This window comes from Citromicrobium bathyomarinum, from assembly GCF_021021475.1.
GTDB lineage: Bacteria > Pseudomonadota > Alphaproteobacteria > Sphingomonadales > Sphingomonadaceae > Alteriqipengyuania > Alteriqipengyuania bathyomarina.
The window spans coordinates 678802-705702 of record NZ_JAINWL010000001.1; the positions used below are offsets into that span (position 1 = coordinate 678802).

Annotated in this window: 22 protein-coding genes; 12 read left to right on the forward strand and 10 right to left on the reverse strand. The window is 67.2% G+C overall.

The genetic code is table 11. From position 1 onward, the window contains the following. Positions 1-42: 42 nt before the first annotated feature. Entirely contained in the window at positions 43-1863 is a 1821-nt protein-coding gene (gene recQ / locus K7H93_RS03440; RefSeq protein WP_230782491.1) for a DNA helicase RecQ, read from the reverse strand. A gap of 134 nt (positions 1864-1997) precedes the next feature. Here recQ and ubiM point away from each other — a divergent pair, with 134 nt between their 5' ends. Both ubiM and K7H93_RS03450 read left to right on the forward strand, forming a co-directional pair. Beyond that, on the forward strand, positions 1998-3170 hold the full coding sequence (gene ubiM, locus K7H93_RS03445; RefSeq protein ID WP_230782493.1) for a 5-demethoxyubiquinol-8 5-hydroxylase UbiM: 1173 nt from the start codon (positions 1998-2000) through the stop codon (positions 3168-3170). A 44-nt stretch (positions 3171-3214) separates the two neighbouring features. After that, positions 3215-4255, forward strand: a complete 1041-nt coding sequence (locus K7H93_RS03450) for a fatty acid desaturase family protein (RefSeq protein ID WP_230782495.1) — start codon at positions 3215-3217, stop codon at positions 4253-4255. A gap of 10 nt (positions 4256-4265) precedes the next feature. On the opposite strand, the gene K7H93_RS03455 is transcribed toward K7H93_RS03450, so the two are convergent. The 4 genes from K7H93_RS03455 to K7H93_RS03470 are packed head-to-tail and all read right to left on the reverse strand — an operon-like array spanning position 4266 to position 9850. Continuing rightward, positions 4266-7196 carry a CHAT domain-containing tetratricopeptide repeat protein gene (locus K7H93_RS03455; protein WP_230782496.1) on the reverse strand — a complete coding sequence of 977 codons (2931 nt, stop codon included), beginning with the start codon at positions 7194-7196 and terminating at the stop codon, positions 4266-4268. A gap of 7 nt (positions 7197-7203) precedes the next feature. Further along, positions 7204-7818, reverse strand: coding sequence for a hypothetical protein (locus tag K7H93_RS03460; protein WP_010234574.1), 615 nt, complete (start codon positions 7816-7818; stop codon positions 7204-7206). Further along, positions 7818-9137, reverse strand: a complete 1320-nt coding sequence (locus K7H93_RS03465; protein ID WP_230782497.1) for a sensor histidine kinase — start codon at positions 9135-9137, stop codon at positions 7818-7820. The genes K7H93_RS03460 and K7H93_RS03465 overlap by 1 nt, the downstream gene beginning before the upstream one ends. A 29-nt stretch (positions 9138-9166) precedes the next feature. Next, on the reverse strand, positions 9167-9850 hold the full coding sequence (locus tag K7H93_RS03470) for a response regulator transcription factor (protein WP_010234570.1): 684 nt from the start codon (positions 9848-9850) through the stop codon (positions 9167-9169). Between the two features lie 290 nt (positions 9851-10140). Here K7H93_RS03470 and K7H93_RS03475 point away from each other — a divergent pair, with 290 nt between their 5' ends. From K7H93_RS03475 to K7H93_RS03505, 7 genes are read left to right on the forward strand one after another with little or no spacing between them, the layout of a single operon-like run. Then, on the forward strand, positions 10141-10491 hold the full coding sequence (locus K7H93_RS03475) for a hypothetical protein (protein WP_156323719.1): 351 nt from the start codon (positions 10141-10143) through the stop codon (positions 10489-10491). Beyond that, positions 10491-11630, forward strand: coding sequence for an SEL1-like repeat protein (locus tag K7H93_RS03480; RefSeq protein ID WP_230782498.1), 1140 nt, complete (start codon positions 10491-10493; stop codon positions 11628-11630). The genes K7H93_RS03475 and K7H93_RS03480 overlap by 1 nt, the downstream gene beginning before the upstream one ends. Before the next feature lie 15 nt (positions 11631-11645). After that, complete coding sequence (locus tag K7H93_RS03485; protein WP_230782499.1) at positions 11646-12521, forward strand: tetratricopeptide repeat protein; 876 nt, start codon at positions 11646-11648, stop codon at positions 12519-12521. Then, positions 12521-13138, forward strand: a complete 618-nt coding sequence (locus tag K7H93_RS03490; protein WP_230782500.1) for a hypothetical protein — start codon at positions 12521-12523, stop codon at positions 13136-13138. The genes K7H93_RS03485 and K7H93_RS03490 overlap by 1 nt, the downstream gene beginning before the upstream one ends. Further along, the gene (locus K7H93_RS03495) at positions 13129-13755 is read left to right on the forward strand and encodes an SEL1-like repeat protein (RefSeq protein ID WP_230782501.1); all 627 of its coding nucleotides are present in this window, start codon (positions 13129-13131) and stop codon (positions 13753-13755) included. Before K7H93_RS03490 ends, K7H93_RS03495 begins: the two co-directional genes overlap by 10 nt. Continuing rightward, a complete protein-coding gene (locus K7H93_RS03500) occupies positions 13752-14582 on the forward strand; it encodes a hypothetical protein (protein ID WP_230782503.1) in 831 nt (276 codons plus the stop codon). Before K7H93_RS03495 ends, K7H93_RS03500 begins: the two co-directional genes overlap by 4 nt. Then, positions 14579-15391, forward strand: coding sequence for a tetratricopeptide repeat protein (locus tag K7H93_RS03505; RefSeq protein WP_230782505.1), 813 nt, complete (start codon positions 14579-14581; stop codon positions 15389-15391). The genes K7H93_RS03500 and K7H93_RS03505 overlap by 4 nt, the downstream gene beginning before the upstream one ends. Positions 15392-15425: 34 nt before the next feature. On the opposite strand, the gene K7H93_RS03510 is transcribed toward K7H93_RS03505, so the two are convergent. The 3 genes from K7H93_RS03510 to K7H93_RS03520 are packed head-to-tail and all read right to left on the reverse strand — an operon-like array spanning position 15426 to position 21280. Then, entirely contained in the window at positions 15426-16850 is a 1425-nt protein-coding gene (locus K7H93_RS03510; RefSeq protein WP_230782506.1) for an efflux transporter outer membrane subunit, read from the reverse strand. Then, on the reverse strand, positions 16850-20095 hold the full coding sequence (locus tag K7H93_RS03515) for an efflux RND transporter permease subunit (protein WP_230782507.1): 3246 nt from the start codon (positions 20093-20095) through the stop codon (positions 16850-16852). Before K7H93_RS03515 ends, K7H93_RS03510 begins: the two co-directional genes overlap by 1 nt. A 3-nt stretch (positions 20096-20098) precedes the next feature. Further along, entirely contained in the window at positions 20099-21280 is a 1182-nt protein-coding gene (locus K7H93_RS03520) for an efflux RND transporter periplasmic adaptor subunit (RefSeq protein WP_230782508.1), read from the reverse strand. Between the two features lie 120 nt (positions 21281-21400). On the opposite strand from K7H93_RS03520, the gene K7H93_RS03525 reads away from it, so the two are divergent. Next, positions 21401-22021, forward strand: a complete 621-nt coding sequence (locus K7H93_RS03525) for a TetR/AcrR family transcriptional regulator (RefSeq protein WP_230782509.1) — start codon at positions 21401-21403, stop codon at positions 22019-22021. A 28-nt stretch (positions 22022-22049) separates the two neighbouring features. Here the strand turns inward: K7H93_RS03525 and bchJ are convergent, their stop codons facing one another. Beyond that, on the reverse strand, positions 22050-22676 hold the full coding sequence (gene bchJ / locus K7H93_RS03530) for a bacteriochlorophyll 4-vinyl reductase (RefSeq protein ID WP_230782510.1): 627 nt from the start codon (positions 22674-22676) through the stop codon (positions 22050-22052). Then, entirely contained in the window at positions 22666-24291 is a 1626-nt protein-coding gene (gene bchE / locus K7H93_RS03535) for a magnesium-protoporphyrin IX monomethyl ester anaerobic oxidative cyclase (protein WP_230782511.1), read from the reverse strand. The genes bchJ and bchE overlap by 11 nt, the downstream gene beginning before the upstream one ends. 141 nt (positions 24292-24432) lie before the next feature. On the opposite strand from bchE, the gene K7H93_RS03540 reads away from it, so the two are divergent. Both K7H93_RS03540 and ccoN read left to right on the forward strand, forming a co-directional pair. Beyond that, positions 24433-25131, forward strand: a complete 699-nt coding sequence (locus K7H93_RS03540) for a Crp/Fnr family transcriptional regulator (protein ID WP_010234539.1) — start codon at positions 24433-24435, stop codon at positions 25129-25131. 76 nt (positions 25132-25207) lie between these two features. Further along, a complete protein-coding gene (ccoN, locus tag K7H93_RS03545; protein WP_230782513.1) occupies positions 25208-26896 on the forward strand; it encodes a cytochrome-c oxidase, cbb3-type subunit I in 1689 nt (562 codons plus the stop codon). Positions 26897-26901 lie beyond the last annotated feature (5 nt).

The following is a 26901-nucleotide window of genomic DNA, read 5'->3' on the forward strand; positions in this document are numbered from 1 at the left end:
CGGAATCGCGGTTGGGCTGGAATTCGGGACTTTCTGGCCGAGCTAGCGCTCGTGCTGGCGGATCACCTCCAGAAACGCGTCCCCATAGGCCTCAAGCTTCTTCGCCCCTATGCCGGGCAATTCGCCCAGCAGGGCGCGGGTCTGCGGGCGCAATCCGGCCATGTCGCGCAGCACCGAATCGTGGAAGATGACGTAGGGTGGAATCTGGTTTTCCTTCGCGATGTCGCGCCGCAGCGCGCGCAGCGCGTCGAACAGAGGGTCGCCCACGGGGTTGAGCGCCTGACCCGAGCCTGCCCGGCTGCCGCGCTTTCCGCCTGCCCGCTTGGGCGGAATGACCAGATCGAGCGGTTCTTCACCCTTGAGAAAACCCCGCGCCTCGGGGCCCAGCATCATCCCGCCATGCTCGGTCGACAGCAGCGCGCCGCGCACCAGCAGTGCGCGGTGGACCGGCTTGAGCAGCGCGGCTTCCTCCCCCTCGACGATGCCGAAGACCGACAGCTTGTCGTGCCCCTGGGACCGGCTGCGTTCGCTCGACTGGCCGATAAGGATGCTCTCGACATAGCCCGCGCCGTACATCTGCCGGGTGCGCGCCACGGCGGAGAGGTATTTCTGCGCCACCACCGTCGCGTCGACCGCCTTGGGCGGATTGAGGCAGTTGTCGCAATTGCCGCAGGTCTCGGGCGGGTTCTCGCCGAAATGGCGCAGCAGGATCGCGCGGCGGCATCCGGCAGTCTCGACCAGCGCGCCAAGCGCCGCGAGCCGCGCGCGCTCGCCCTGCTGGCGGGCCTCGCCGACCTCGCCGATGCGCATGCGTGCCTTGGCGAAATCGTCCGCACCCCAGAATAGCTCCGCGGTTGCCGGGTCGCCATCGCGGCCCGCGCGGCCGGTTTCCTGGTAATAGGACTCGATCGACTTGGGCAGGCCCGCATGCGCGACGAAGCGCACGTCGGGCTTGTCGATTCCCATCCCGAAGGCGACCGTGGCGCAGATCACCATGTTCTCGCTCGCGACGAACGCCGCCTGGTTCGCCGCGCGTACCTCGGGCGGCAGGCCCGCGTGGTAGCAGCGGACCTCGCGCGTCCCGTCGGACAGGGACTCCGCCAGCCGCTCGGTCGCGGCGCGGGTCTGCGCGTAGACGATGCCGGGGCCGGGGTTCTCCGCGAGCAACCTGCGCAGCTGCTGCGTCAGCGAATCGCGCGGACGAATGGTGTAGCGGATGTTGGGCCGGTCGAACCCCGCGACGATGAGGCCGTCGGGCGCGATCCCCAGTTGGGTCAGGATGTCGGACCGGGTGTGCGCATCCGCCGTCGCGGTCAGCGCGAGGCGCGGCACGTCCGCGAATTGGTCCATCAGCGGGCGCAGCAGGCGATAGTCGGGCCGGAAATCGTGCCCCCATTCGGACACGCAATGCGCCTCGTCGATCGCGAACAGAGATATGCGGCACTGCGCGAGCAGGTCGCGGAAATGGCCCTGGCTCGCGCGTTCGGGCGCGACGTACAGCAGGTCGAGCTCGCCCGCGCGCAGGCGCTGGACGGTTTCGGCGCGGTTTTCGTCAGCGCTGGTCAGCGTGGCCGCGCGAATCCCGTTGGCGCTGGCGCTGCGCAACTGGTCGTGCATAAGCGCGATCAGCGGGCTGATGACCACGCAGGTCCCCTCCAGCATGGTCGCGGGCAGCTGGTAGGTCAGCGATTTGCCCGCGCCTGTGGGCATCACCGCGAGCGTCGACTGGCCCGCCATGACGCGGTCCACGACCTGCTCCTGGACACCCCGGAACGACCGGAATCCGAAAACTTCGTGCAGCTTGTCCAGCAAGTGCGGAGCATCGGCTGCGCTCGGGACGGAGTTACGCGGTTGGGCGGTCATGGCGGCGGCCATGCCAGATCGGCCGGAGCCAGAGAAGCACCTGCCCCGCGACACCCCCGAATTGATCTTGCGCAATGCCCGCGCGCCGCAGCCGCGCTAGCGCCACCCGAAACGAGCGATCCAGGGATACAGCAATGCGCGATTTCGATATCATCGTGGTCGGGGCCGGGCCCGCCGGACTTGCCTTTGCCCGTGGGCTGAAGGGCAGCGGGCTGACCGTCGCGCTGGTCGAACGGCAGCCGGCAGAGGTGCTGGCGGAGCCGCCGGTCGATGGGCGGGAAATCGCGCTCACCCACAGATCGGTTGCCACGCTGGAGCGGCTCGGTGCGTGGAGCCACATCGCGCCCGACCAGATCTTCGCGCTGCGCGCCGCACGGGTCTATAATGGCCGCTCTCCGCTCGCGCTCGGCTTCGATGCCGACGGCGGGCCTCAGGACCGGCTGGGGTGTCTCGTCTCCAACCATCTGATCCGCCAGAGCCTGTTCGACGCGATGGAGGGGCAGGATGGCGTCACCCTGCTCGCGGGTACCGGGGTCGAACATGTCCATGCCGATCGCGCAGGTGCGCGGGTGACGCTGGCCGACGGACGCACCCTGACCGCGCGGCTGCTGGTCGCCGCCGATTCGCGCTTTTCCGCGGTTCGCGAACAGCTGGGCATTTCTGCGGAGATCAATCGGCTGGGCAAGTCGATGCTGGTCGTGCGGCTCTCGCACGAGAAGGCCAATCACGGCATTGCGACCGAATGGTTCGATCATCGCCAGACGATCGCGATGCTGCCGCTGGGCGAGCATATGTCGTCCGCCGTGCTGACCCTGAAGAGCGCCACGATAGAGCGGATCGCGGCCTACCAGACCGAAATTCTCGCTGCCGAGATCGAGGACCGGTTCGACCGCCGATTGGGGACCATGCAGTTCGTCTCCGGACCGCACGTCTATCCGCTGGCAACCACCTATGCGCGCCACTTCGTCAGCGACAGTTCAGCCTTGATCGGCGATGCGGCGGTTGGAATGCATCCGGTCACCGCCCACGGCTTCAACCTCGGCCTGCAATCGGCGGCCACGCTCGCCAGGCTGGTGCGCGGTGCGGCGCAAAAGGACCGACCCATCGCATCGCCACTGTTGCTGCGACGCTACGAAACGCGCCATCGGCTGGCCACCAGGCCGCTTTATAGTGGCACCAACCTGCTGGTGCACCTATATACCGCAGAAAGCCCCCGCGCGCATGTCGCACGGCGGGCCGCACTGGAGGCGGCGGCGCATTTCGCCCCTCTCAACACCGCGATTTCGCGGATGCTGTTGCGACACTGACCATGGCAAGTGCCACCATCGCCCCACGGAAGATCGACAAGACAATGCTGTTAGCCCCTGCCCCCGGATCGGAAGACAAGGAAATGCTGCGTCAGGCAGCAATGCTGACGCGCGACCTGCATACGCCCAACCCGATGATGTACTGGGGCGATTGCTTCGGATCGGCGGCGATCGGCTATGCCGCGCTGCTCGGCGCGATTGCCAGCGGGAATGCCTGGCTGACCGCCGCGCTCGTGCTGGTCTCGATCCTGACGCTGTATCGAGCGGCGCTGTTCATTCACGAGATCACCCATCTCGACCATCGCAAGCTGCCCGGCTTCCGCCTCGCTTGGAACATCGGGATCGGTGCGCCGCTGATGCTGCCCTCGTTCCTCTACGAAGGCATCCACGCGGTTCACCACTCGCGTGCGCATTACGGGACGGAGCGCGATCCGGAATATCTCCCGCTCGCGCACATGCGCCCGTGGACGCTGCCGCTGTTCACCATCGGCGCGGTCGCGATGCCCGCTCTGATGTTCCTGCGCTTCGGTATTCTCGGCCCGCTGTCGTGGATGATCCCGCCGCTGCGGCGCGTGATCGTCGAGCGGTTCTCCGCGCTCGAAGTGAACCCGGCCTACCACCGCCCCACGCCCGAGGGTGACTTCGCGCGCCGCTGGAAGGTGCAGGAGGCTGCGGCCAGCGTGGTCGCGGTCACCATCCTTGCGACCACCGCGCTCGGCATTCTGCCGCTGCGTGCCTTTGCACTGTATTGCGCGGTCGTCGCGGGCGTCGCGCTGCTCAACCAGACGCGCACGCTTGTCGCCCACCTGTGGGAGAATGATGGCGAGCAATTGTCGCTGACCGATCAGTATCGCGACAGCACCAACGTGCCCGCCGCCTTCCCCGGCGTGCTGTGGGCACCGGTCGGCCTGCGCTTCCACGCGCTGCACCACCTGCTGCCCCGCCTGCCCTACCATTCGCTGCCCGAGGCGCACCGCCGCCTGAGCGCCGCGCTGCCCGAGACTTCGGCCTATCCGCAAGCCAATTACGGCTCGCTCGGCTCGCTGCTCAAGCGGCTCGGCATGGCATCGCTGCGCCGCCACTAGGCGCGCACCGCTACCCCTCGATCAGGACGAAGGGCGCCCAGGCAAACGGGCTGTCCGCGCCTTCTATCTTGCTGTCCTTTCGCAGGGTCCGGATCGCTTCGCGCAGTGCATCGGTTTTGGACATGCCCTTGCGGTAATTGAGCACCGCCTGCGAGCTGACAAAGGCGGCAATATCGTCGCGCACCTTCCAGTGGGACACCAGCAGATCGCGCGCGCCCGCCTGCCGGAAAGCATGCGCAAGGCCGGAAAAGGCCGGAAGCCCGCCGCCCATCCCCGCCGCGCTGTCGCACGATGACAGGATGATCCATTCCGCCCGCATGTCGAGCTGGGCGATCTCGCTTGCGGTCAGCACGCCGTCGTCTTCCCCGGTGTCGCCCTGCGCATCGCCGGGCGAAAGCACCAGCGCGGGCTCCGCAATCCCCTCGATCTCGCCCGCGACGATGCCGTGGGTCGCGATCACCACGATCTCCGCGCGGGCGGTCGCTTCCTGCCGGATCGCCGCCTCGCTCGCATCCGGGCCGATATAGAGGCGCTGGCTGCGCCACGGAGCGGATGCCGCGATCGAGCGGATCTCCTGCGCGGTGCCCGGCAGCGCGGGCAGCGCGGCAAGAGCGTTCACGTCGATCGCGGTGCGCGAGAAATAGTCGGCGATCCGCGCGGGCGCGCCATCGGGCGAGAGCGTGGCGGTGGCCAGGGCCGGGACCGCCCGGGTGAACGGGGACGGCGCGGCAAAGGCGACCAGGCTCAGCGGGCCCTGATCGGGCTTCCGCTCCTCCGGCTCCCACGCAGACAGGCCGGACAGGTAGCTGAGCGAAAAACGGTCGAGCAGCCAGCCGTTCCCGGCATCCCCACCCCACCCCTGCAACAGCGAAAAGGGGAGCGAAGCGAGCGGACCGTTGGCGTAGATCTTGAGCGAGCGAGTCTCGCCCAGCTGCGCCATGACCTCCGCCGGAAACAGCGCCTGCCCGAGCTTGCGCGAGGCTGCTTCGTCGAACGATCCCACCCGCACGCTGCTGCCCAGAGCATTGGCCAGATCGACCACATCCTTGCGCGTCGCGGACAGCTGGATCGCCCGCGCGCCCGAGGGTGTGACCAGCAGCGCGTAGGTGCCGTAATAGATCGGGGTGACCGCCAGCACGGCCTGGCCATCGCCCAGCCGCGCCTGCATGTCTGCGATAGAGGGTTCGGGCAGCACCCGCGCCGCCGCCCATTGCGGGAAGCGCTGCTGCAGGCTTTGTTCGATCTGCTCGCCGGCCGATTGCGCCTGCGCAAAGTCCTGCCGCAGTGCGTCGGTCGGCTGCCCCTGCGCGATCGCCAGCAACAGCGCTCCGTCCGCCCGGTCGAGCGTCTGGCGCGCCTCGTCCAGTTCGCGCAGTCCGGCGGCGAGGTCGGGATTTTCGTCGCGCAATTTCGCCGCCCTTCGGCCCGTCGCACGGGCGAGGTTGGCATCGCTGACCAGCGCCATGGCGGACAGCATCAGAGCCGGGTCGTCCTGCTGCGCGGCGATTTCCATCACCAGATCGATGGCCGCCAGGTGGCGCACCGGCAGCGCCGCGCCGTCCTCCAGCTTCACGAACCGGCGGGTCGGCTCGATCACGTGCCCCGCAGCGGCCACCAGCGCCTCCGAATCATCCCCCTGCGCATAGGTACGCAACAGCGTGGCGAGCGCGATTTCGAAGGCATCGGTCGACTCGCTCGCGCGAACAGCATCGTCGAACTGCTGCGCAGCGGCCAGCGCTGCATCCCGGTCGCCCGTCAGCATCCGCGCGCGGACCAGATCGGGGATGACCCGGCCCAGCGCCTCCACGTCGCTGCTATCCTCGCCCAGCCGCGTGCGTCCTTCCTCCAGCAACCCGGACGCTTCGGCCGGTTTGCCCAGCGCGAGCGAGGCCTGCCCATTGTAGGCAAGCGCCATGATCGGGAAGGCGCTGGCCGGCCCCTGATAGCGCGCCATCAGCGCCTCAGCCTCGGTAAACAGCGGCTGCACTTCCTCGTAACGCTGCCGTTCGAGCAGGATCGTGCCCAGATTGTGGATGCCGTAGCCGAAGATCAGCGTGTCCGCGCCCTCATGCTCTCGCTTGAGCTCCAGCGCACGGGTCAGGAACTGCGTCGCCTCGACCGGCCTGCCCGAATTGGCGAGGATGATCCCCAGCATCTCGAACGCGCGGGCGTAGGTCGGGTCGGACGGGTCGACATGGGCGATCGCCCGGTCGACGGCGGTGCGCGCGAAGCTCTCCGCCTCGTCCATCCGGCCCGCGCGGCGCAGCGTCTGGGCATAGCTGTAATAGCTGGCGATGGTGTCGGGGTGATCGGCCCCAAGCGCGGCCTCGCGCGTGTCGAGGCTGGCCTTCTGGTAATCGACCGCCTCCTGCGTGCGCCCGATGCGCAGGGCCGTCTGCGAGAGCGAGAATTCGAGATTGGATTTCGCCGTGAAGAACCCCGCGCTCTGCCCCTCCGGGTCCAGCCGCAGGAACCCGGCATAAGTCTTCTCCACCATGGCGAGGCCACGTTCCGGCTCCCCCTTCTGGGTCAGCAGCAGCCCGATCAGCGCGGCCCCCTCGGCCATCTTGGCCGGGTATGCTTCGAGGTAGGGCTGTGCACCCGCAACCCCTGCTTCGGCCATGGCGAGCGCTTCGTCGATCTCGCCCTGCCGATAGAGCTGGGAGGCGATGCTGATCTTGGTGATGTGCGCCAGCGGGTGTGGCGATCCGTCGGCCAGCAGCGTGCGCTGCGCGGCCTCCTGCAGCGCCTGCCAGGCGGCGATGATCTGCGCCCTGCCCTCCGCATCCTGCGCACCATTCGTCTGGAGATCGGTCGCGCGGTCTTCGAGCGCTTGCAGCTGCGCATATTGCGACAGGTCGGTCGAGTAGGGATTGCCGCCCTCCTGCGCCAGCAGCGGTGCCGCCGGGGCCAGCACCAGCAGGCAGGCCGACGCCAGCATCGCGGCTCTAGTCGAATACGATGTGATAGCGCGCATCGCGTGCCCCCGAGTTGACCAGTTCTATCCGGTAGCGCTGCGTATAGGCCGGGATGAAGCGGCACTCGCGCGCGTGGGCGGGCGATTGTTCGCACACCATGTTTCCATCCGCCCGCGCGATCCGCAGGCGCAGTCCGGTTCGCGGTGCGGTTCCCGCTGCCACGCTGACCGGCTTGCCGCCCAGCATCACCTGCTCGGTGCGCAGCTTGCCTCCGGGCGCAAGCCTGCCGCTGATATAGGCCGGGCCGAGTACCCGCCCGCGCATCGGCCGCTGTTCGGGCGGCAGGGCGCTGCGCCACGCCTGCAGCGCCGCTTCGCCGGGCGGATCGAATGGCCGCGCCCCGGCCAGTTCGATCGCGCGGACATGCTCTGCCAGCCGCTCCATCTGGTTCGCCGCGAAGGCCGTATCGGCCTCGATCAGGTCGTTGGCGAGCCGTTCCGTGCTGGTCATGCCACCGCTCGGCGCGGGAGCGACGCCAGATGGAGCAGGCTCGGGCGGGACGGCGCAGCTGGCCAGACCCACCGCCATGACGATGGCCGCTGCCGGAGCGGGCCACGCCCGCAGATATCCGCCACGCACCGCCATCACGCGTCTCGCATGTCCGCCGCAGGGACGAGAATGAAGGTCGCGCCAGGATGTGTCGGCGCGACGCGCAGCGAAAGCTGGTGACGCTCCGCAATCGCGCGCGCCAGTGCCAGTCCCATCCCGCTGCCTTGAATGTCCGGATCCGTATCCCTGCCGCGATAGAAGCGTTCGAACACCTTCTCCCGCTCGGCCTGCGCGATGCCGGGGCCATCGTCCGTCACGGCAAGCCGCGGGCCGGGTTCCAGCGTCACCCGGATCGCGCCGCCGGGGCGATTATACTTGAATGCATTGTCGAGCAGGTTGGTCACGATCCGGCCAAGCTGCGCTTCATCCCCCGGCACAATCACCCCTCCCGCGACGTCCCATTCGAAACGATAGCCCGCTTCGTCGGCACTGTCTTGGTACAATTCGCAGATCTGGCGCACGCTCGCGCTGAAATCGACCGGCTTCATCCCGCGCGTGTCGCCGGTCTGCGCCTTGCTGGAGGCGATATCGAGCAGCGCCTCCAGCATCGCGACCAGCCGTTTGATGTCCCCGCGCGCCTCGACGAGATTGGCGCGCGCAGCCAGCGCGGGATCCTGCGCGATGGCCTTCTGGATACGGCTGTCGAGATGCATCAGCGGCGTGCGGATTTCGTGGGCGATCTGTTCCGAGGTCTCGCGATAGGCGAGCATCAGCTGGCGCGCGCGTTTGACCGCCTGCGAGGCCTGGCTGGCGATCTGGTCGATCTCGTCGGGCCGCTCGGGCGCGGCCAGCCGGTCGAGCGCGGGCTCGTCGCTGCGGCGAAAGGCCTCGCCCACCCGCGCGATCTTTGCCCGCACCCGCACGTTCGCGGCTTGCGCGAACAGCGCGATGCAGCCGACGAACACCGCCCCGCCAAGCAGGAAGACCAGCCCCACCCGGGTTAGCAGGAAGGCGCGATCGGGCGGCTCGTGCGCGACCAGCAGCGCAAGGTCTTCGGAGATCAGCGTCGCGCGGGCATAGGCCTGCGTGCGGCTGCCGATTGCGATCATTCCGCTTTCGGATATCTGCGAATCGAGATCGGGCCAGCGCGCCAGATCGCCCGCGATCGGGTTTCCGGCCCGGTCGGCGAGCAGATAGTGCGCGCGCCCGGCGTCGATCGGCACCATCGCCAGCCGGTCGGCAATGCGCTGTTCCAGCTCGGCCTGCCCACCGCTCGCGTAGATATCGACCAGACCGGTCAGATCGACATCCACCCCTTCACGCGTCGAGGCGGCGAAGCTGTCGCGGATGGTCTGGTCGGTGATCCACCACAGGCCCGCCAGCAGCACTGCCGACAGCACTGCCGAGAGCAGCACTATGCGGGTAAAGATGGAGCGCGGGGCGACTATTGGCCGCGCCCCTGCAACAGGCGGTATCCGGTGCCCCACACGGTTTCGAGTGCAGGACTGTCGAACCCCTCCTCAAGCTTGCGCCGCAGGCGACCGATATTGACGTCGACCACATTGGTCTGCGGATCGAACGACATGTTCCACACATCGCGCAGCAGCATCTCGCGGGTCACGACCTCGCCCGCGTTTTCCATGAAATAGCGGAACAGCTCGAACTCGCGGGGGCTGAGCGGAATGTGCCGGTTGTCGCGAAACGCGGTGCGCGCCTTCACGTGGCATTCGAAGGCGCCGAACAGGATCACCGCGCTGTGTTCGCGCCCCGACGCGCGCCGGTGCAGCGCGCGCACCCGCGCGACCAGCTCGATCGCCTCGAACGGCTTGGCGAGGTAATCGTCGGCCCCTGCCTCCAGCCCCTCGGCCCGCTCGCTCGTCCGGCCGAGCGCGCTCAGCATCAGGATCGGCGTGCTGATCGCGCTGCCGCGCAGGCGGCGGATGATGTCCAGCCCGTCGGCATCGCCCAGCATCCGGTCCATCACGATCACGTCGAAGGATTCGAGGCCCGCCCGCTTGAGGCCGTCCGCGCCGTTGGTCTCGACCGCGATCGTGTCGCCTTCGCGGCGGACGATGTCTTCCATCTCGCGAGCCGCGCGCGGATCGTCTTCGACGTAGAGTATCTTCATATCGCCGCTTCCTTCCCTCCCCCTCGACCCACATAGCCGCGCCGAAGCCGCCATTTGTCCCGGTTTTTCGCCGGGCTTCAAGACGAATAGCGCCCGGCACTCTCTCGCGACTAGCAAGCCGCGCGGCCATATTCCCGTGACGATCGCTGTTAGGGTCTCCCCCAGCCGACCCTCCGCCCCTCGCGCAGCCACCACCTAACAGCGATCGTCATCGAACTATCAGCAATCGTGCATACTGGCCGGCCCGCCAGCGGCGTAGGCTGCCTGCCATTGTTTGTGGGAGGGGCCCGATGCATTCGAGGATTGGCTGTGTCGCCACGCTGGCCGCCATGTCGGCGACGATCCCGGCCCCTGCCGCGGCGCGGGACCATACGCCTGGAGAAATCGCCAGAATCATGGCCGACTGCGCGCATGTCGTGGAGGTGGCCGAGACCAGCGGTGCGACGTTCGCCCATTCGTCCGGCGACTGGAAGAAGTGGCTGGTCGACTATTCCCGCGCGCACGGCGTCTCCGCCACCCGGCAGATCGATCTGGTCCAGGCCAGATATCGCAAGCGCGCGCGGGTTCTGGGCGGCGACGAGGCGCATAAGGACATGCTGCGCAGGGCGCGCTCGTGCGACAAGCGGCTGGCGGGCCTGTGATGCTGGCCCGGATCAGGACCGCCTGCCTCACGCTGGGCGCTACGCTGAGCATTGCTCTTGCCACATCGACCCCGACACCGACGCTCGCGCAGACGGCGGGCACCCTCCAGCAGAGCATCGCAAGCTGCGATCGCGGCGACCAGGCAGCGTGCCTCGCCGCAGGGCTCGCGCTGTCCGACGTGGAGAACCGCGCCTACGATCCCTTCCTCGCCTTACGCTTCCTCCAGCAGGCCTGCGCCGCGAACCAGACAGCGGCCTGCGGACGGCTGGCGCTGATCTTCTTCGCGGGCGAAGGCGACGTCGAGCGCGATCTGCCCAGCGCGGGCAACTTCGCCACTCGCGCATGCGCCGGAAACGACCGGGACGGGTGCGAGGTTGCCGAAGCCGTGTTTGCCGAGCCCGGATCGCCGCAGTTCGATGCCGAGAAGGCGCTGCGCTATCGCCGCGCCAACTGCACCTTCGGCAATCGCCGCTCGTGCATCGACCTGGCCCGCATCCTCTACGCGATGGACGATGCGCTGCCTGCCGAACAGATCGCGCTGGCCGCCTGCGTGCCCGGCGATCCGGCGAGCGCGCAGGTGTGCGCCTTCGGCCAGCGGCTGCAATCGCTGCGCCGCAAGGCGGAGGCCGCGCGTGAGGCCGCGATCCAGGCCGCGCGTAATGCGCAGGCGCGCGAACAGGCGGTGTTCGACCAGTATATGGGCCGCCGCGATTATGACGGCGCGCTGTACTATTCGCTCTATCACCTGCGCTCGAAAAGCCACGCGGAGACGGCGATCATGGCGGCGGCGCGCGCGGGCGCGCTCTCGACCATTTTCCGGGACCATTTCTACGTCCTCGAATACTGGTTCCCCTCGGGCCCCGTGGCGCAGATCGCCGCCTCGCAGATCGCGCAGATCAGGCAGGCCAATGATTGCGGCATCTGGAACTGCACCAATACGCCCGGTGCCAGCGAAGCGCGGTGGCGCGCGGCGGGCGGCGGGCGAGCGAGCAGCTCCTATTCGGGAAGCGGCTCCTCCTACACCCCGTCTCCGATGCCCAGCAGCGCCTCGATCGCCAAGCAGACCCGCGACAAATACCGTTCGTACAATTGCACCGGCTCCCGGAGGCTCTCCAGCAGCCATCCGGCCTGCCAGTAGATCAGGGAGTTACCGATGAAAGTTCTTGCACTTACCGCCACGCTGTTTGCCGGCCTTGCCGCGTTCGCTCTTGCACCGGCGACGGCGCAGGTCGAGGCAGGCGGAGACAGCAACGCGATGGCTGGGCAGGCCGCCTATAACGCGGGCGACTTCGCCACCGCCCGCGCGAAATACGAAGTCGGCTGCTTCACCGAAAACAACAGCGCCGCGTGCACCAATCTGGGTGCGATGGCGACCAAGGGCGAAGGCGGAGCTGCCGATCTGACGACCGCCCGCCGCGCTTACAAGATCGGCTGCACCAAGGGTCAGGCAGAGGCCTGCGAGAACTATGGTTCGATGCTGATCAACGGGCGCGGCGGGGCAAAGGATTACGCAGGCGCGATCACACCGTTGAGCACTGCGTGCGATGCCAGCTTTGCCACCTCATGCTACGACTTGGGTGCGACCTATTATTTCGGTCGCGTGGGGAGCGGACCGGACTACGCCAAAGCCCGTGAGTACTTCACCAAGGCATGCCCCGGCCAGGCTGCGGACGGCTGCTACGCACTGGCGATCCTGCAGCGCGATGGCGGCGGCGGGCCGGTCGATGCCGCAGGAGCGGCAAAGTCCTTCAAGCTGTCGTGCGAGGCGGGCAAGTCCGACGGGTGCCTCGATTACGGCGTTGCGCAGTATAACGGAGCAGGCATTCCGCAGGATTTGGCGGGTGCGCGCAGCAGCTTCGCCCAGGCATGCAACACCGGCAATGCGGGTGCGTGCATGAATGCAGGGATGATGGCGCGCGACGGACAGGGCGGCGCGGCCGATCCGGCGGCGGCCAAGCGGCTGTTCGGTTTGGGCTGCAAGCTGGGCATTCAGGACGGCTGCACCATGGCCGCCCAGATCGGCGGCTGATGATTCTCTCCGGCGTGCGGCCTGCAGCGATGCTGCCAGTGGCGGGCGCGGCGGCAGCGGCCATCGCTCAGCCCGCCGCCGAGCCCGAGGACGGCCCCTCGGACGAGCAGGTGTGCGAGTTCCGCTATACCGAGATCACGCTCAACGCCTTGTCCGGCCCCGCCTCGCGCAAGGTCGGCGAGGACGAGCTTGCCTGGGCACGGCAGCAGGAGGAGCGCAAGGCGCGCGGAGAGCCCTGCGCCCTGCCAGAGGATGGCGCCGCCGCCTTCAGGGAAGCGACCACGCTCAACGCAGCGTTCGAGGCGGGCACGCGGCTGGCCCTATCCCCGCAAACCACCGGCGAGCGGCTGATCTGCGCGGCCGTGTGGAACCGCTGGAACTATGCCGTCGAAAGCGCGCCGGGCGACGAATTCCGCCAGGCCCTGCGCCGCGAACTCTCCGCCGCCAACGCCGTCAGCCGTGAGGGGTTCTGGCGCAAGCAGGCAGACAAGACCGCGAAGCGCGGTGATGACCGGGTCGAGGCTGAGGAGAAGGCCGACGATCTCTACGCCGCCTACGCCAATGGCGAGGAACGCGGCGCGGACCGGCTGATGGAGTGGCTGGCGATATGTCGATAGCACGAACCCGTACCGCTGCGTTCGCGGCAGGCGCGTGGCTGGCCCTCGTATCGGGCGCCCATGCGGCATCCGACGCCCCCGCGCCGCAAACGCGCAGCGAACAGCAGATCCGGCAGGACCGCGAAAACGCCGACCGGCTGATCGCAGGCGGTGCCGCGCCAACCGCCCGAGCGGTGCTACGCTCGCTGTGCTTCGACGATGCGGACGATGTTTCGTGCCAGAACTACGGCGTCATGGCGATGACCGGCGAAGGCGGCGCGCCAGACCAGGCAGGCGGCCGCGCGGCCTTTGCCCGCGGGTGCGATCTGAACCTGCTCGAAGCGTGCCAGAACCTGGCCGATGCGCTGGTCGCTGGCGAAGGCGGCCCGGTCGAGGATGTCCGCGCGCTCGCGCTCTATCTCGGGCTTTGCCAGCGCGGCTACGGCGGGCGCAACTGCCACCGCGCGGCGATGATGGTGGAGGACGGGCGCGGGATGACGCAGCCGGACAGGGCCAAGGCGCTGGAGGGTTACGCTGCCGGATGCGCGAAGCGGTTCCGCCCATCGTGCACGCGCGAAGCCGAACTGCGTCAGGAAATCGAGCGCGATGGCGCGAACATCGAAACGGAGGGACAATGACCGCATCCAGATCTCGCATCGCTGCAGCTCTGGCGGGCGCGATGCTTGCCGCCGCTACCCCTACCAGCGCGCAGGTTGCCGAGCGAGAGATCCCGGACGAGTATCCGGTCTACGAATTCGCGTGCCCGGACGGCGGATACCAGAGCGGCTGCGATGCCAGCGACATAGAGCGCGCGGTCGACCTGGAAGGGGTGCAGGCGGCGGACTTCGCCCAGCGGTGCCTTTATCGCACTGAGGCCGAATGCAGCGTGATCGCGAGCGGTCAGGTCAACCGCGCAACGGACGATCCGGCGCTGCACTGGCAGATCCTCGGCCTGCAACCCTCCGACGGGCCATATGCCGAAATGCTCGTCCTCGGCGAGATCGGCGGCCCCCTTCCCGCCACGCTGCTCAGCCAGCAGGTCGATGGCTATTTCGATCCGCCGGTCGCCGCGCGGGACGGCGATGGGCGGTTCATCCTGCACGTGCCCGCGCGCAATCGCGGGCTCGGCAATGTGGACCTGGTGCTGTTCACCAGTGGCGATGGCTGGAACTGGACCAGCGCGGAGCAGATCATGCGCCAGGTCGACCGGCTGCTTCCGCAAGGGTTCTGGATCGCCTCCCCGGTCGGCTTCAATTTTCGGGAAGGCAGCGCGTTCGCGCTGGTCCGCCGCGACAGCGATGCGGGCTGCTGCGCCACAGGCGGCGTGGTGAATGTCGACTTCGAGCAGACCGACCACAGCCTGAATGTCAGCCGGGTGAGCTTCACACGGACGCAGCCGGTCGGCGAGGTGCACGAAGCCATTCCCGAAGACCCCTCGGGAATGGTCGAGGACGACGCGGGATGATCGCACGAGGCGGGGCGGCGCGAGGGTCGGCAATGTGGGCGGCGCGCAGTGCCCTGCCACTGCTTGCGATCGGTATCGCGGCTAGCCTTGCCACCGCCGCTCCTGCCCAGACCGCCCCGACCGAGAATCTCGCGGCTGGCGAGCTCACCGCCGGTGACCTCGTGGACGATCGCCTTTCGCCCGAAGCCCTCACCGCCGACTGCGACACCCAGCGCGATGCGGATTCATGCATGGCGATGGCGATGAAGAGCTACGAGGGGCGCGGGGTGGCGATGGATCACCGGCTCTCGCGCCGCTTCTCCGCCAAGGCGTGCGCGCTGGGTCAGGTGCTGGGGTGCAACATGCTCGCCGCGCTGCTGGAAGACGGCGCGGGCGGGCCGAACGATCTGGAAGGGGCGGCGCGCAATTACCGGCGCGCGTGCGATCAGGGCTATGACGGGGCCTGCTTCAACCTCGGCCAGCTGCGCTATAACAATTACGCTGGGAATCCCGCACACCTCGTCGAAGCGCGGGCAATGTTCGCCAGAGGGTGCGAAGCCGGGTTTGCGCAGTCGTGCAACAACAGCGCGGTGATGCTGAAATTCGGCGAAGGCGGCCCTGCAGACCTGCCCGCTGCACGCGCGCTGTTCGAACAGGCATGCGCGGCGCGCGAGGCCAATGCCTGCGGCAATCTGGGTGCCATGCTGCTGCTCGGCGAAGGCGGCCCGGCGGACCGAAAACGCGCGGTGCCGCTGCTTTCCTCGGCCTGCAAATCGGGGGTCGACTTCGCGTGCGACCTCGCGGCGTCGCCTGATTCCGGGGCGAAATGAGCCGGGGAGCCGGAGCACAGCCCCGGCCCCGCCGCTACCTCTCGCTGCCGCCGCCCAGCGCCACGAACAGCGTGGCGCGGTTCTGCAGCCATGCCCGCTCGGTCGCCAGCAGCTGCTGGCGCGCGCTGAACAGGTTGCGTTCGGCATCGAGCACTTCGAGATAGTCCGCCACGCCCTCGCGATAGCGCAGGCGGGCAAGGCGGGCGATCCGCTCTTGCGCCTCGACCGCGCGTTCCAGCGTCGCGACCTGCTCGGCCAGCCAGCGGCGTCCGGCGAGCGCGTCGGACACTTCGCGAAACGCAGTCTGCACCGTCTTGTCGTAGGTCGCGACCTGCTCCACTTCGAGCGCCTTGGCGAGGTCGAGATCGGCCTCGCGCGCGCCCCAGTCGAAGATCGGCAGCGAGATCGTCGGCCCGAAGCTCCAGCCGAAACCGCTGCCCGAAAACAGATCGTCGAGGCTGTCGGAGGCGAACCCGGCATTGCCGGTCAGCGAGATGGTCGGGAAGAAGGCCGCGCGCGCCGCGCCGATATTGGCCCGCGCCGCGCGCAGCTGCTCCTCCGCCGCGATGATGTCAGGCCGTACAAGCAGCAGGTCGGACGGCAGACCGGCGGCAAGGCGGCGATCATCGGCCTGGCTCTCCAACGGCAGACCGTCCGGCAAAGCGTCGGGCACCGTCCCGCCGACCAGCACGCCCAGCTGGTTGCGCAGCTGTGCCAGCGCCAGCTGCTCGCTCGCAAGCTGCTGTTCGGCCTGCGTCAGCAGGGTTTCCGCCTGTCGAAATGGGAGCGCGGAGGTGACCCCGTTATCGAGCCGCAGCTTGGCGATCCGCAGCCCTTCGCGGCGGCTCTCCGCGGTCGCTTCGGCCAGCGCGATCTGTTCCTGCGTCTCGACGATCTCGTAATAGGTCGTTGCGGTGTCCGCGATCAGCGAGAGGTAGAAGGCCCGCTGCGATGCGACCGAAGACAGGTACTCGGCCCGCGCCGCATTGCTCAGGCTGGCAACGCGGCCCCAGAAATCGAGCTCGAAGCTGCTGACGCCGACGCCCACGTCGAAGCGATTGAAGGTGACCGAGTCGGGCGCGCCTTCGACATCGCCCGTGTCGAGCGAGGGATTGACGCCCAGCTGCTGCCGGGTGCGCGTGCCGCTGGCATTGGCGACCACGGTCGGCAGCTGGCGGCTGTCCTGAATGCGGTAGCGTGCGCGCGCCTGCTCGATCCGCGCGGTCGCAGCCAGCAGATCGCGATTGTTCTCCAGCGCGGTGCCGATCAGCTGGACGAGCCGCGGGTCGTTGAACCACTCGCGGTAGCTTAGCTGCGATGCCACAACGCTGCCATCGGGCCGGTAGTCCGGATCGAAGGCGGGCGCGGTCGCGGCTTCGGGCCGGACATGCTCGGGCGCCATGCTGGCACACCCGGCCAGCGCGGTCGATACGAGTGCGAGAGCCATGAAGCGTTTCATCAGGCTTTCTCCCCTTCTGCCTCAGGGCCGGATTTGCTGTCTTCGGGATCGTCCAGATGCCCGGCGGCCTGCGGTTGCTTGCGGCTGATTTTGCGCCGGACCAGCAGGTAGAGCATCGGGATCAGGAAGATGCCCAGCACGGTCGCCGCGATCATGCCGCCCATCACCCCGGTGCCGACCGCGATCCGACTGGCCGCGCCCGCTCCGCTGGCGAGCACCAGCGGGACCATGCCCATGGTGAAGGCGAGCGAGGTCATGATGATCGGCCGCAGGCGCAGTTTGGCAGCGGCCTTGACCGCGTCGATCCGCCTCAGGCCACGCTGTTCCTCCTCGATCGCGAATTCGACGATCAGGATCGCGTTCTTCGCGGCAAGGCCGATGATGGTGATCAGTCCGACGTTGAAATAGACGTCTGCCGACAGCCCTCGAAACATCGAGAACAGCACTGCGCCCAGCACGCCCATCGGCACGATCAGCAGCACCGCCAGCGGCACCGCCCAGCTTTCGTACAGCGCGGCGAGCACCAGGAACACGATCACCACCGACAGGCCCAGCAGCAGGCCGATCTGGCCGCCCGCCTGCTTTTCCTCGTAGGAAATGCCGGTCCATTCGTAGCCGATGCCCTGCGGCAGCTGTTCGGCCATCTGCTCCATCGCGGTCAGCGCGGCGCCCGAGGATTTGCCCGGAGCGGCCATCCCCGACAGGGTCATCGCCGGATAGCCGTTGTAGCGCGACAGGCTCTGCGGCGAGGCGGACCACTTGGCACTGGCGAAGGCGCTGAACGGCACCAGTTCGCCCTGATCGTTGGGAATGCGTAGCGCGAGCACGTCTTCGGGCGTCATGCGATAGGGCGCATCCGCCTGCACCAGCACCTGAAGCACGCGGCCCTGCCGGTTGAAGTCGTTCGCATAGGCAGACCCGAAGGTGATCGAGAGGGCGGCGTTCACATCGTTCAGCGAGAGGCCGAGCGCGCGGGCCTGGACGCGGTCGATATCGATCTCGACCTCGGGGCTGGGCCCCTGATCCTCGGGCCGCAGGTTGGCGATGACGTCGCTTTGCGAAGCCATCCCCAGCAGCTGGTCGCGCGCTGCGGTCAGCGCCTCGCGCCCGACCCCGCCGCGGTCCTGCAGCTTGAGCGTGAAACCACTCGCCTCACCCAGCGACTGGATCGCAGGCGGCTGGATGACGAAGGCCAGCGCGCCTTCGACCTGGCTGAACACGCCAGTTGCATCCTCCAGCATCGCCCCTGCACTGCTACCCTTGCCGGTGCGTTCGCTCCACGGCTTGAACGATGCGAACATGATCGCGTTGTTCTGGCCCTGGCCGAAGAAGCTGAAGCCGCGCACGACGACCAGGTTCGCCACCTCGTCACGCTGCATCCAGTAATCGGCAATCGGCTCCAGCGCTTCGTCGGTCCGCTCCTGCGTTGCCCCCGGAGGGGCCTGCACGGCGGTGATGAGGTAACCCTGGTCTTCCGTCGGCAGGAACGCCGTCGGCAGGCGCATGAACAGCAGCACGGTGACAAGCGCCAGCGCCAGGAACACCGCGAGCGCACGGAACGGGCGGGACAGGATGCGGTCGTTGGCCCGGCCGTATTTCTCCTGCATCCGCGAGAACCAGCGGTTGAAGCGGGCGAAGAAGCGGGCGGACTTGCCCCGCGCACGTGCCAGCCGGCCACGCCAGCCGGGCTGCGCCTCGGCCTCTTCATCGACCTCGATCTCGGTGGCGTGGTCGTGTCCCTTCTCGATCGGCTTGAGGAAGGTCGCGCACAAAGCCGGGGTCAACGACAGGGCGAGGAAGGCGGAGAAGAAGATCGCAATCGCCAGCGTGACCGAGAACTGGCGATAGATTCCGCCCGTCGAGCCGGGGAAGAACGCCATCGGCAGGAACACCGCGACCAGCACCAGCGTGATCCCGATGATCGCGCCGCTGATCTGGCCCATCGCCTTGCGGGTGGCTTGGACCGGCGGCAAGCCTTCCTCGCGCATGATCCGCTCGACATTCTCGATCACCACGATCGCGTCGTCGACCAGGATGCCGATCGCCAGCACCATGCCGAACAGCGACAGCACGTTGATCGAAAAGCCGAAGATCCACAGGCCCAGACACGCACCTGCCAGCGCGATCGGCACGACCAGCGTCGGGATCAACGTCGCGCGCCAGTTCTGCAGGAACAGGAACATGACGAGGAAGACGAGGAACATCGCCTCGACCAGCGTCTTGACCACTTCTTCCACCGAAGCTTCGACGAAGGGCGTGGTGTCGTAGGGGACCGACCAGGTGATATCGCCCGGCAGGCCCGGCGCGATCTCTTCCAGTCTCTCCTTCACGCCTTCCGCTGCGGCGAGCGCGTTGGCGCCGGTCGCCAGCTGGACCGCCATACCCGCCATCGGCTTACCGTTGAGCGTGGTCGAGCTGGCGTAGCTTTGCGCGCCGATCTCGACCCGCGCAACCTCACCAAGCCGCACCACTGCCGCGCCGTTGCTGGCGCGCAGGATGATGTTCTCGAACTCTTCGGCCGTGGTGAAGCGGCCATCGGTGGAGATGGTGGCGGTGATCTGCTGCCCGTCGGCCAGCGGCTGGGCGCCGATCGAACCGCCCGCCGTCTGAGCGTTCTGCTCGCGGATCGCGGCGAGAACGGCAGAGGGCGAGAGCTTGTAGGAGGCCAGCGCGTCCGGATCGAGCCAGATGCGCATCGCATATTCCGATCCGAACAGCTGCACATCGCCCACGCCGTTCACACGGCGCAGTTCGTCGACCACCTGAGTGGAGGCGATATTGCCCAGATCATTGGTATCGTACTGCCCCCCCTTGGAGGTCAGCGCGACGATCATCAGGAAGCCGGAATTGGCCTGCCGCACGGTGATGCCCTGTCGGCGAACCTCTTCGGGCAGACGCGCCTCGACCGTGCTCAGCCGGTTCTGTACCTCGGTCTGCGCAATATCGATGTCGGTCCCGGCCTCGAAGGTCACGGTGATGGTCGCGGTGCCGTTCGAGATGCTCGACGAGGACATGTAGAGGAAGCCGTCGACCCCGTTGAGCTGCTGCTCGATCACCTGAGTGACGTTTTCTTCCAGAGTCTCGGCATCGGCGCCGGGATAGACCACGCTGATCGTCAGCGAAGGCGGCGCGACTTCGGGATACTGCTCGATCGGGAGCGCGCGCAGCGCGAGGAAGCCTGCCAGCAGGATACCGAGCGAGACGACCCATGCGAAGATGGGCCGGTCGATGAAGAAGCGTGACATTGGTTACTCGGCTCCGCTGGTACGGGCAGGCTGCTGCTTGGCGGCGGGCTTCTTGGCGGCGGGCTTGCCGCCCGCGGCCTTGTTGGTGATCTTCACCGGCGCACCGGGGCGGATCTTCTGCAGATTGCTGACGATCACCTTGTCGCCGGGCTTGAGCCCGCTTTCGATGATCCAGTTGCCGTCGACCATCGCGCCCAGCTGGACGGGGCGCACGGTCGCCTGACCCTCGCCATTGACCACGAACACGCTTCCGCCATCCTCGGTCAGCGAAACCGCGCGCTGCGGCACGACCAGCCCGTCGGGCACCTGACCGGCATAGATCTGCGCACGCACGAATTCACCGGGCAGCAGCAGCCGGTCGGGATTGGGGAATTCGGCGCGCAGTTCGACCGTACCGGTCTCCTGGTCGACCGAGAAGGCAAGGAAGTCGATATAGCCGGGAATGGGGTATTCGGTCCCGTCGGAGAAGGTCAGGCGTACTTCGACCCGATCATTGTCGTCCAGATCGACCTGCCCGCCGGTGATTGCCCGACGCAGCTTGAGCACCTCGCTCGCGGCCTGAGCGAAGCTGACATAGACCGGCGAGATCTGCTCGATCCGCGTCATCAGCGTGCCCTCGCCCTGGCTGACCAGCGCACCTTCGGTCACCTGCGCCCGGCCCGCCCGGCCGGAGATCGGCGCGCGCACGGTGGTGTAACCGAGCTGGAGCGAGGATGATTCGAGCTGGGCGCGGATCTGCGCGACATTGGCATCGGCCTCACGCGCGGCGGCCAGTGCGGCGTCGTATTCCTGCCCGCTGATCGCGTTCTCTTCCACCAGCGGACGATAGCGTTCGACCACCGCACGCGCATTGGCTGCGGTCGCCCGTGCGCGGGTCAGCGCGGCCTGGGTCTGCGCATAGCTCGCGCGCAGTTCACGCGGGTCGATGCGGAACAGCGGCTGGCCGGCGCGCACGTCCGTCCCTTCCTCATACAACCGCTGCTGCACGATCCCGGTAACCCGCGCGCGCACCTCTGCCGTGCGGACCGGTTCGACCCGGCCGGGCAGTTCGATGACGTTGGGGATGCTCTGGCGCTTCACGGTGATCGTCTGGACCGGGACCGCCTGGGGCGCGGGCGCTTCTTCGTTAGAGGAGCATGCGGTGAGCATGAAGCAGGCCGCCAGGCCCGCGAGGATCGGCTTCATGGGGGGAACGCCTTCTTACTTAGTCAGCTTTTGTGCAGGTGCGAAGGTGTAATAGTGATTACACCCTTGCAACGCAACCCGCCTTGCTAGAGTTTTGAGCGCGGAGGCCAAAAGCTTGAAATGACGACCTGTGTTAGCGATTTCTGCCGTCTGGACCGCCGCAAGCGGGCGATCGTCGATGCTGCGCGTACGCTTTTCATCGAGCAAGGTTACGAGCGTACGACCGTGGGCGATATCGTCGAGAAGGCCGGAGGCTCGCTGTCAACCGTATACAAGGTTTTCGGCAGCAAGGACGGACTGCTTGAAGCGGTGGTGTTCGAAAAAGCCGGTTCGGGCGAGGCGATCATCAATCGCACCATGTCGCAAGGTGGCTCACCCGCTGCGGTTCTGCATCGGCTGACGGAGGAACTGCGGGCGTACTTCCTCGACCCGGAAATGGTCGCACTGGTGCGTATCGTGATCTCGCGGAGCATCGAAGACCGGAATTTTGCGCAACTCTTCTACGAACGTACCGCCACCCGCACCGACCGCGCGCTGGCGCGGATGTTCGCCCAGTGGCAGCAGGATGGGGTGGAGATGGTCGGCGATCCGGAGATGCTGGCCGAGATCTTCCTGGATCTGATCGTGAGCGATCCTCACGTCGAGGCCATTCTCCACGGCAGCGAGCGGACCCATTCGCCCGAACGGGTCCGCGCCAGGACCGAGTTTTTCCTCGCCGGAACCAACCTGGCGGATCGCTGAGCCCCCCGCCCGGCGCGCGCCGCGATAACTACATCCGTTCGATCCGGTAGGACCGGGCCATCAGGCTCTCCGCCCCGCAGCTTTGCGCCCGGCATACGCAGCGCGGGTCCACCAGCCGTTTGTACAGTCGTTCAAACACGGCGGCGTACCAGGCGAACAATGTCGGCTGCGGCGCGATCGAATCGTCCGCCTGGCGGCGATCGATCGTGAAGCCCCAGCTCCCATCGCTCGCGAACCGGCCCGCGCCCACGAAGGTCCACGCATGGCGACGAATCGCGGTCATCAGCAGTGACGCGGCGACCCACGCCGGGCTCAGCTCCAGCAGCCGCACCGCCGGCCGGGGAATGCGATGGGCGATGATGTAGTCCGCCGTCCTGCGCCCCGCCTCCTCCGCGATCCCGAAGCACGCAACCGGATCCCACACCGCCATCCAGCGATGCAGCCGCAGCGCCTCTATCTCGGGAATCATGCAGGTGCCGCCCGGCACGGCGTCGATCTGCGCATGCGCGAGTACGGTGTCGCAGGCGACCGGCCCGAAATCCTCGCGCATCACCTCGGCCAGGTGGATCACCGCGTGCGGGCCGATCAGCGCGGGAGCCGCCTCGTCGGCAAGCCCGGCGGCGTCCCGCGCGGCCAGGGCCGACTCAGGGGACATCGATCCGGTCCGGGTGGCGTTCGGCAGCGCGGCTTTCGCCCCGCTCCTTCATCTGCTTTCGCACCGCTTCACGCCGGGCGGCGGCCTGCGCAGCGCGATCGGCACTGCTCTGCCAGTCGGTCGCCGCATCGGCCGCAGCCTCGCGGCTCTCGTCGAAGTGCCAGTCGACCTTCTTGCGCGTCTGCGGGCCCCAGTACCCCGCCTTGCCCAAATCGTAGAAGCTGCGTTTGAAGCCCGCGCGCAGGAAGGCGTAGAGGCAGCCGAGCAGATAGCGCCGCCGAAAGCCCGTCCCGCGCCAGGGATAGTGGAACAGCGCCTTTTGCATGTAGAACCGGCGGTAGTTCTTCATCACTCCGTTGAGCAGCTCGCCCCGCTCCATCGCGGCGGGCTTCATGATCGGGGTGACGAAATTGTACTTGCTGAAATCGTGGATCTCGACCTGGTCCTTGATCTCCTCGAACAGCGGCGTGAACGGCCAGGGCGTGTACATCGCCCAGTTGGCGAGGTCGGGCTGCCAGTCCCACGCCATCTTGTAGGTTTCTTCGAGAGTCTCGGGGGTCTCGTTATCCAGCCCGACGATGAACTGCGCCTCGACGAAGATGTCCGCCTCGCGCAGCAGGCGGATCGCCTGCTTGTTCTCCTCGACCTTGGTTTCCTTGTTGAACCGGTCGAGCTTCATCTGCGCGGCGGCTTCGGTGCCCAGGCTGACATGGACCAGCCCCGCCTTGCGATAGAACGCCAGCAATTCGCGGTCGCGATAGATGTCGGTGACGCGGGTGTTGATCCCCCACTTGACCTTTTCGGGCAGGCCGCGGTCGATCAGCTCCTGGCAGAACTCGATGAATTTCTTGCGGTTGATGGTCGGTTCCTCGTCCGCGAGGATGAAGAAACCGACGCCGTGCTTCTCGTGCAGCTGCTCGATCTCGTCGACCACGTCCTTGGGGTCGCGAATCCGGTAATCGCGCCAGAACTTCCACTGCGAGCAGAACGAGCAGGTGAATGGACACCCGCGCGCGAGATTGGGAATCGCAACGCGGGTGCCCAAGGGCAGATATTTGTACAAATTCCAGTCGAGCACATCCCAGTCGGGGGTCAGCGTGCTCATGTCCTTCACCGTATCGGCGGCCGGTGTCGCGACGATTCGCTCTCCGTCGCGGAAGGCGAGCCCTTTGATACCTTCGCGATCCTGCCGCCAGCGACCGTCGCGGATGGCGCCGAACAGGTCGAGCGCGATCTCCTCGCCCTCCCCGCGCACGATCACGTCGATATGCGGGGCCTCGGTCAGCACCTGCCGGTACATGAAGGTCGCGTGTACGCCACCGAGCACGCGCACCGCGTCGGGGATCGTGAGCGCGGCAAGCTCCAGCACGCGCTCGGCAGCGTAGATGGATGGGGTGATCGCGGTGGTGCCGACGACGTCGGGCTGCAGCTGCGCCATGCGGCGGGCAAGCTCCTCGTCGTCGACCTCTTCGGTCATCGCGTCGATGAAGTGGATGTCGGTGAAACCCGCGCGCTTCAGCGGGCCGGAGAGATAGGCGACCCAGGCCGGCGGCCAGGTGCCGGCAATCTCGGCCCCGCCCGATCTGTAGTTCGGATGGACGAACAGAATTCTCACCGGCACTCTCCCCTGCGCACGCTCTGATGGCTGCGACCCGGGGCCACCATCGGCTCCGCTGGGCACAGGGGCATTGATCCAGATCAAGGCAGCGCGGCGTGCCTGCGGCTAGTCCGATTCCCAAGAGGAAAGGACTACCCCATGAACTTCCCCGACCTGTTCGACGCATTCGACGCCGCCGTGCTGCCCCCGGGGCTACCCGATGCGGTGATCCTGCGGCTGCGCCACGACACTGTCGCAAGGGAGCTGGCGGCAGGCGAGCAGCTCGATCTCGATCCCGCGCGGGCATACTTCGCCTTTCTGGGCGCAGGTGCATGCAAGCTGGCAGCCTTCGTTTCCAGCGCGCGCGAGCAGATCGTCAGCTTCCATTTCACCGGCGACGTCGTCCACGTGCCCGCGCAGGGCCGTTACGGCTTCACGCTGACCGCGCTGACCGACGCGCAACTGCTGGTGATCCCGGCGGAAAGCCTGAACCGCTCCGGCCCGGATAGCTGCGGCATGCTGCGGCTTGCCTCGCGCGAGACGGAGAATGCACTGGCGCGCAGCCGGGAAACCTCGATCATCCTCGGTCGACGCTCCGCACAGGAGCGGGTGGCATCCTTCATCCTCGCCATCTGGGACCGGCTTGGCGCGGATTCGCGAGGCGAGGGGTGGATCGACCTGCCGATGTCGCGCGGCGAGATCGCGGACAGCCTGGGCCTGACCATCGAAACCGTCAGCCGCCAGTTCAGCGAGCTGCGCGATCTCGGCCTGATCGAGACCGAGGGGCGATCCGCCCTGCGGGTGATCGACCTGCCCGGCCTGTCGCGCTGCGCGGGACAACTGCCGGTCGCGGCATAATTTCACGAAATTGATCTCGATCAATGCGTTCAAATCCGGGCGGTCCTAACCGGCCCGCAAACGGAAGGGGCAATTAATGCAAATTGAGGCAGCACTCGCGAGGGCCGGACTGTGGTTCGTCCTTCTCCTCCTGTCATTGGCCGTGGCAGTCTCCGCCAAGGACGCCGGTTTTGCCGCGCACGCGGTGATCATCGGGATCGTCTCGTTCGCGATGATCTGGATAACCGCGGGCCGGTTCGATCCGGTCGGCGGCGGTCGCACGTTCTTCAAGATGCCCGACTCGCCGTCTCAATATGACGACGAGATCGTGCGCTGGGGTGCGATCGCAACGATGTTCTGGGGCGTTGTCGGCCTGCTCGCAGGCGTGTTCATCGCCTCGCAAATGGCCTTCCCCTGGCTCAACGTCGAACCCTACCTCAATTTCGGACGGCTGCGCCCGCTGCACACCTCGGCGGTGATCTTCGCCTTCGGCGGCAACGCACTGCTGGCGACCAGCTTCTACGTCGTCCAGCGCACCTGCCGCACGCAGCTGGCGCTGCCCAGCCTCGCCCGGTTCGTGTTCTGGGGCTACCAGCTGTTCATCGTGCTCGCCGCGACCGGCTACCTGCTGGGTGTCACCCAGTCGAAGGAATATGCCGAGCCGGAATGGTACGTCGACCTGTGGCTGACGATCGTGTGGGTCGCCTATCTCGCGGTGTTCGTCGCCACGCTGCTCAAGCGCAACGAACCGCACATCTACGTCGCCAACTGGTTCTACCTCGCCTTCATCGTGACCATCGCGATGCTGCACGTGGTCAACAACCTCGCAGTGCCGATCAGCTTCCTGGGTTCGCGCAGCTACAGCGCCTTCTCGGGCGTGCAGGATGCGCTGACCCAGTGGTGGTACGGCCATAACGCGGTCGGATTCTTCCTCACCGCGGGCTTCCTCGCGATGATGTACTACTTCGTGCCCAAGCAGGCCGAACGTCCGATCTACAGCTATCGCCTGTCGATCATCCACTTCTGGTCGCTGATCTTCCTCTACATCTGGGCGGGTCCGCACCACCTCCACTACACCGCGCTGCCCGACTGGGCGCAGACGCTGGGGATGGTGTTCTCGATCATGCTGTGGATGCCCAGCTGGGGCGGGATGATCAACGGCCTGATGACCCTCAACGGGGCATGGGACAAGGTCCGCACCGATCCGATCATCCGCATGATGGTGATGGCGCTCGCCTTCTACGGGATGAGCACCTTCGAAGGCCCGATGCTGTCGATCAAGAGCGTCAACAGCCTGTCGCACTACACCGACTGGACCATCGGCCACGTCCACTCCGGCGCGCTGGGATGGAACGGGATGATCACCTTCGCCTGCCTGTACTACCTGTTCCCGCGGCTCTGGGGTCGTGAGCGGATGTACAGCCTGCGGATGATCAACTGGCACTTCTGGCTCGCGACGCTGGGGATCGTCTTCTACGCCGCCAGCATGTGGGTGGCGGGCATCACCCAGGGCCTGATGTGGCGCGAATACGGGCCCGACGGCTACCTGGTGAACAGCTTCGCCGACACGGTCGCCGCGCTCCATCCGATGTTCATCATGCGGATGACCGGCGGGCTGCTGTACCTCTCGGGTGCACTGGTGATGAGCTACAACGTCTGGATGACGCTGGCAGGCAAGCTGCGCGACGAAGCGCCGATGACCAGCCCCAGCTACGACCCCGCCAAAGACAAGCCAATCGTCGGATCGCGGCCCGCCGCCCATCCCGACAGCGTGCCGGCCGAATAGGAACC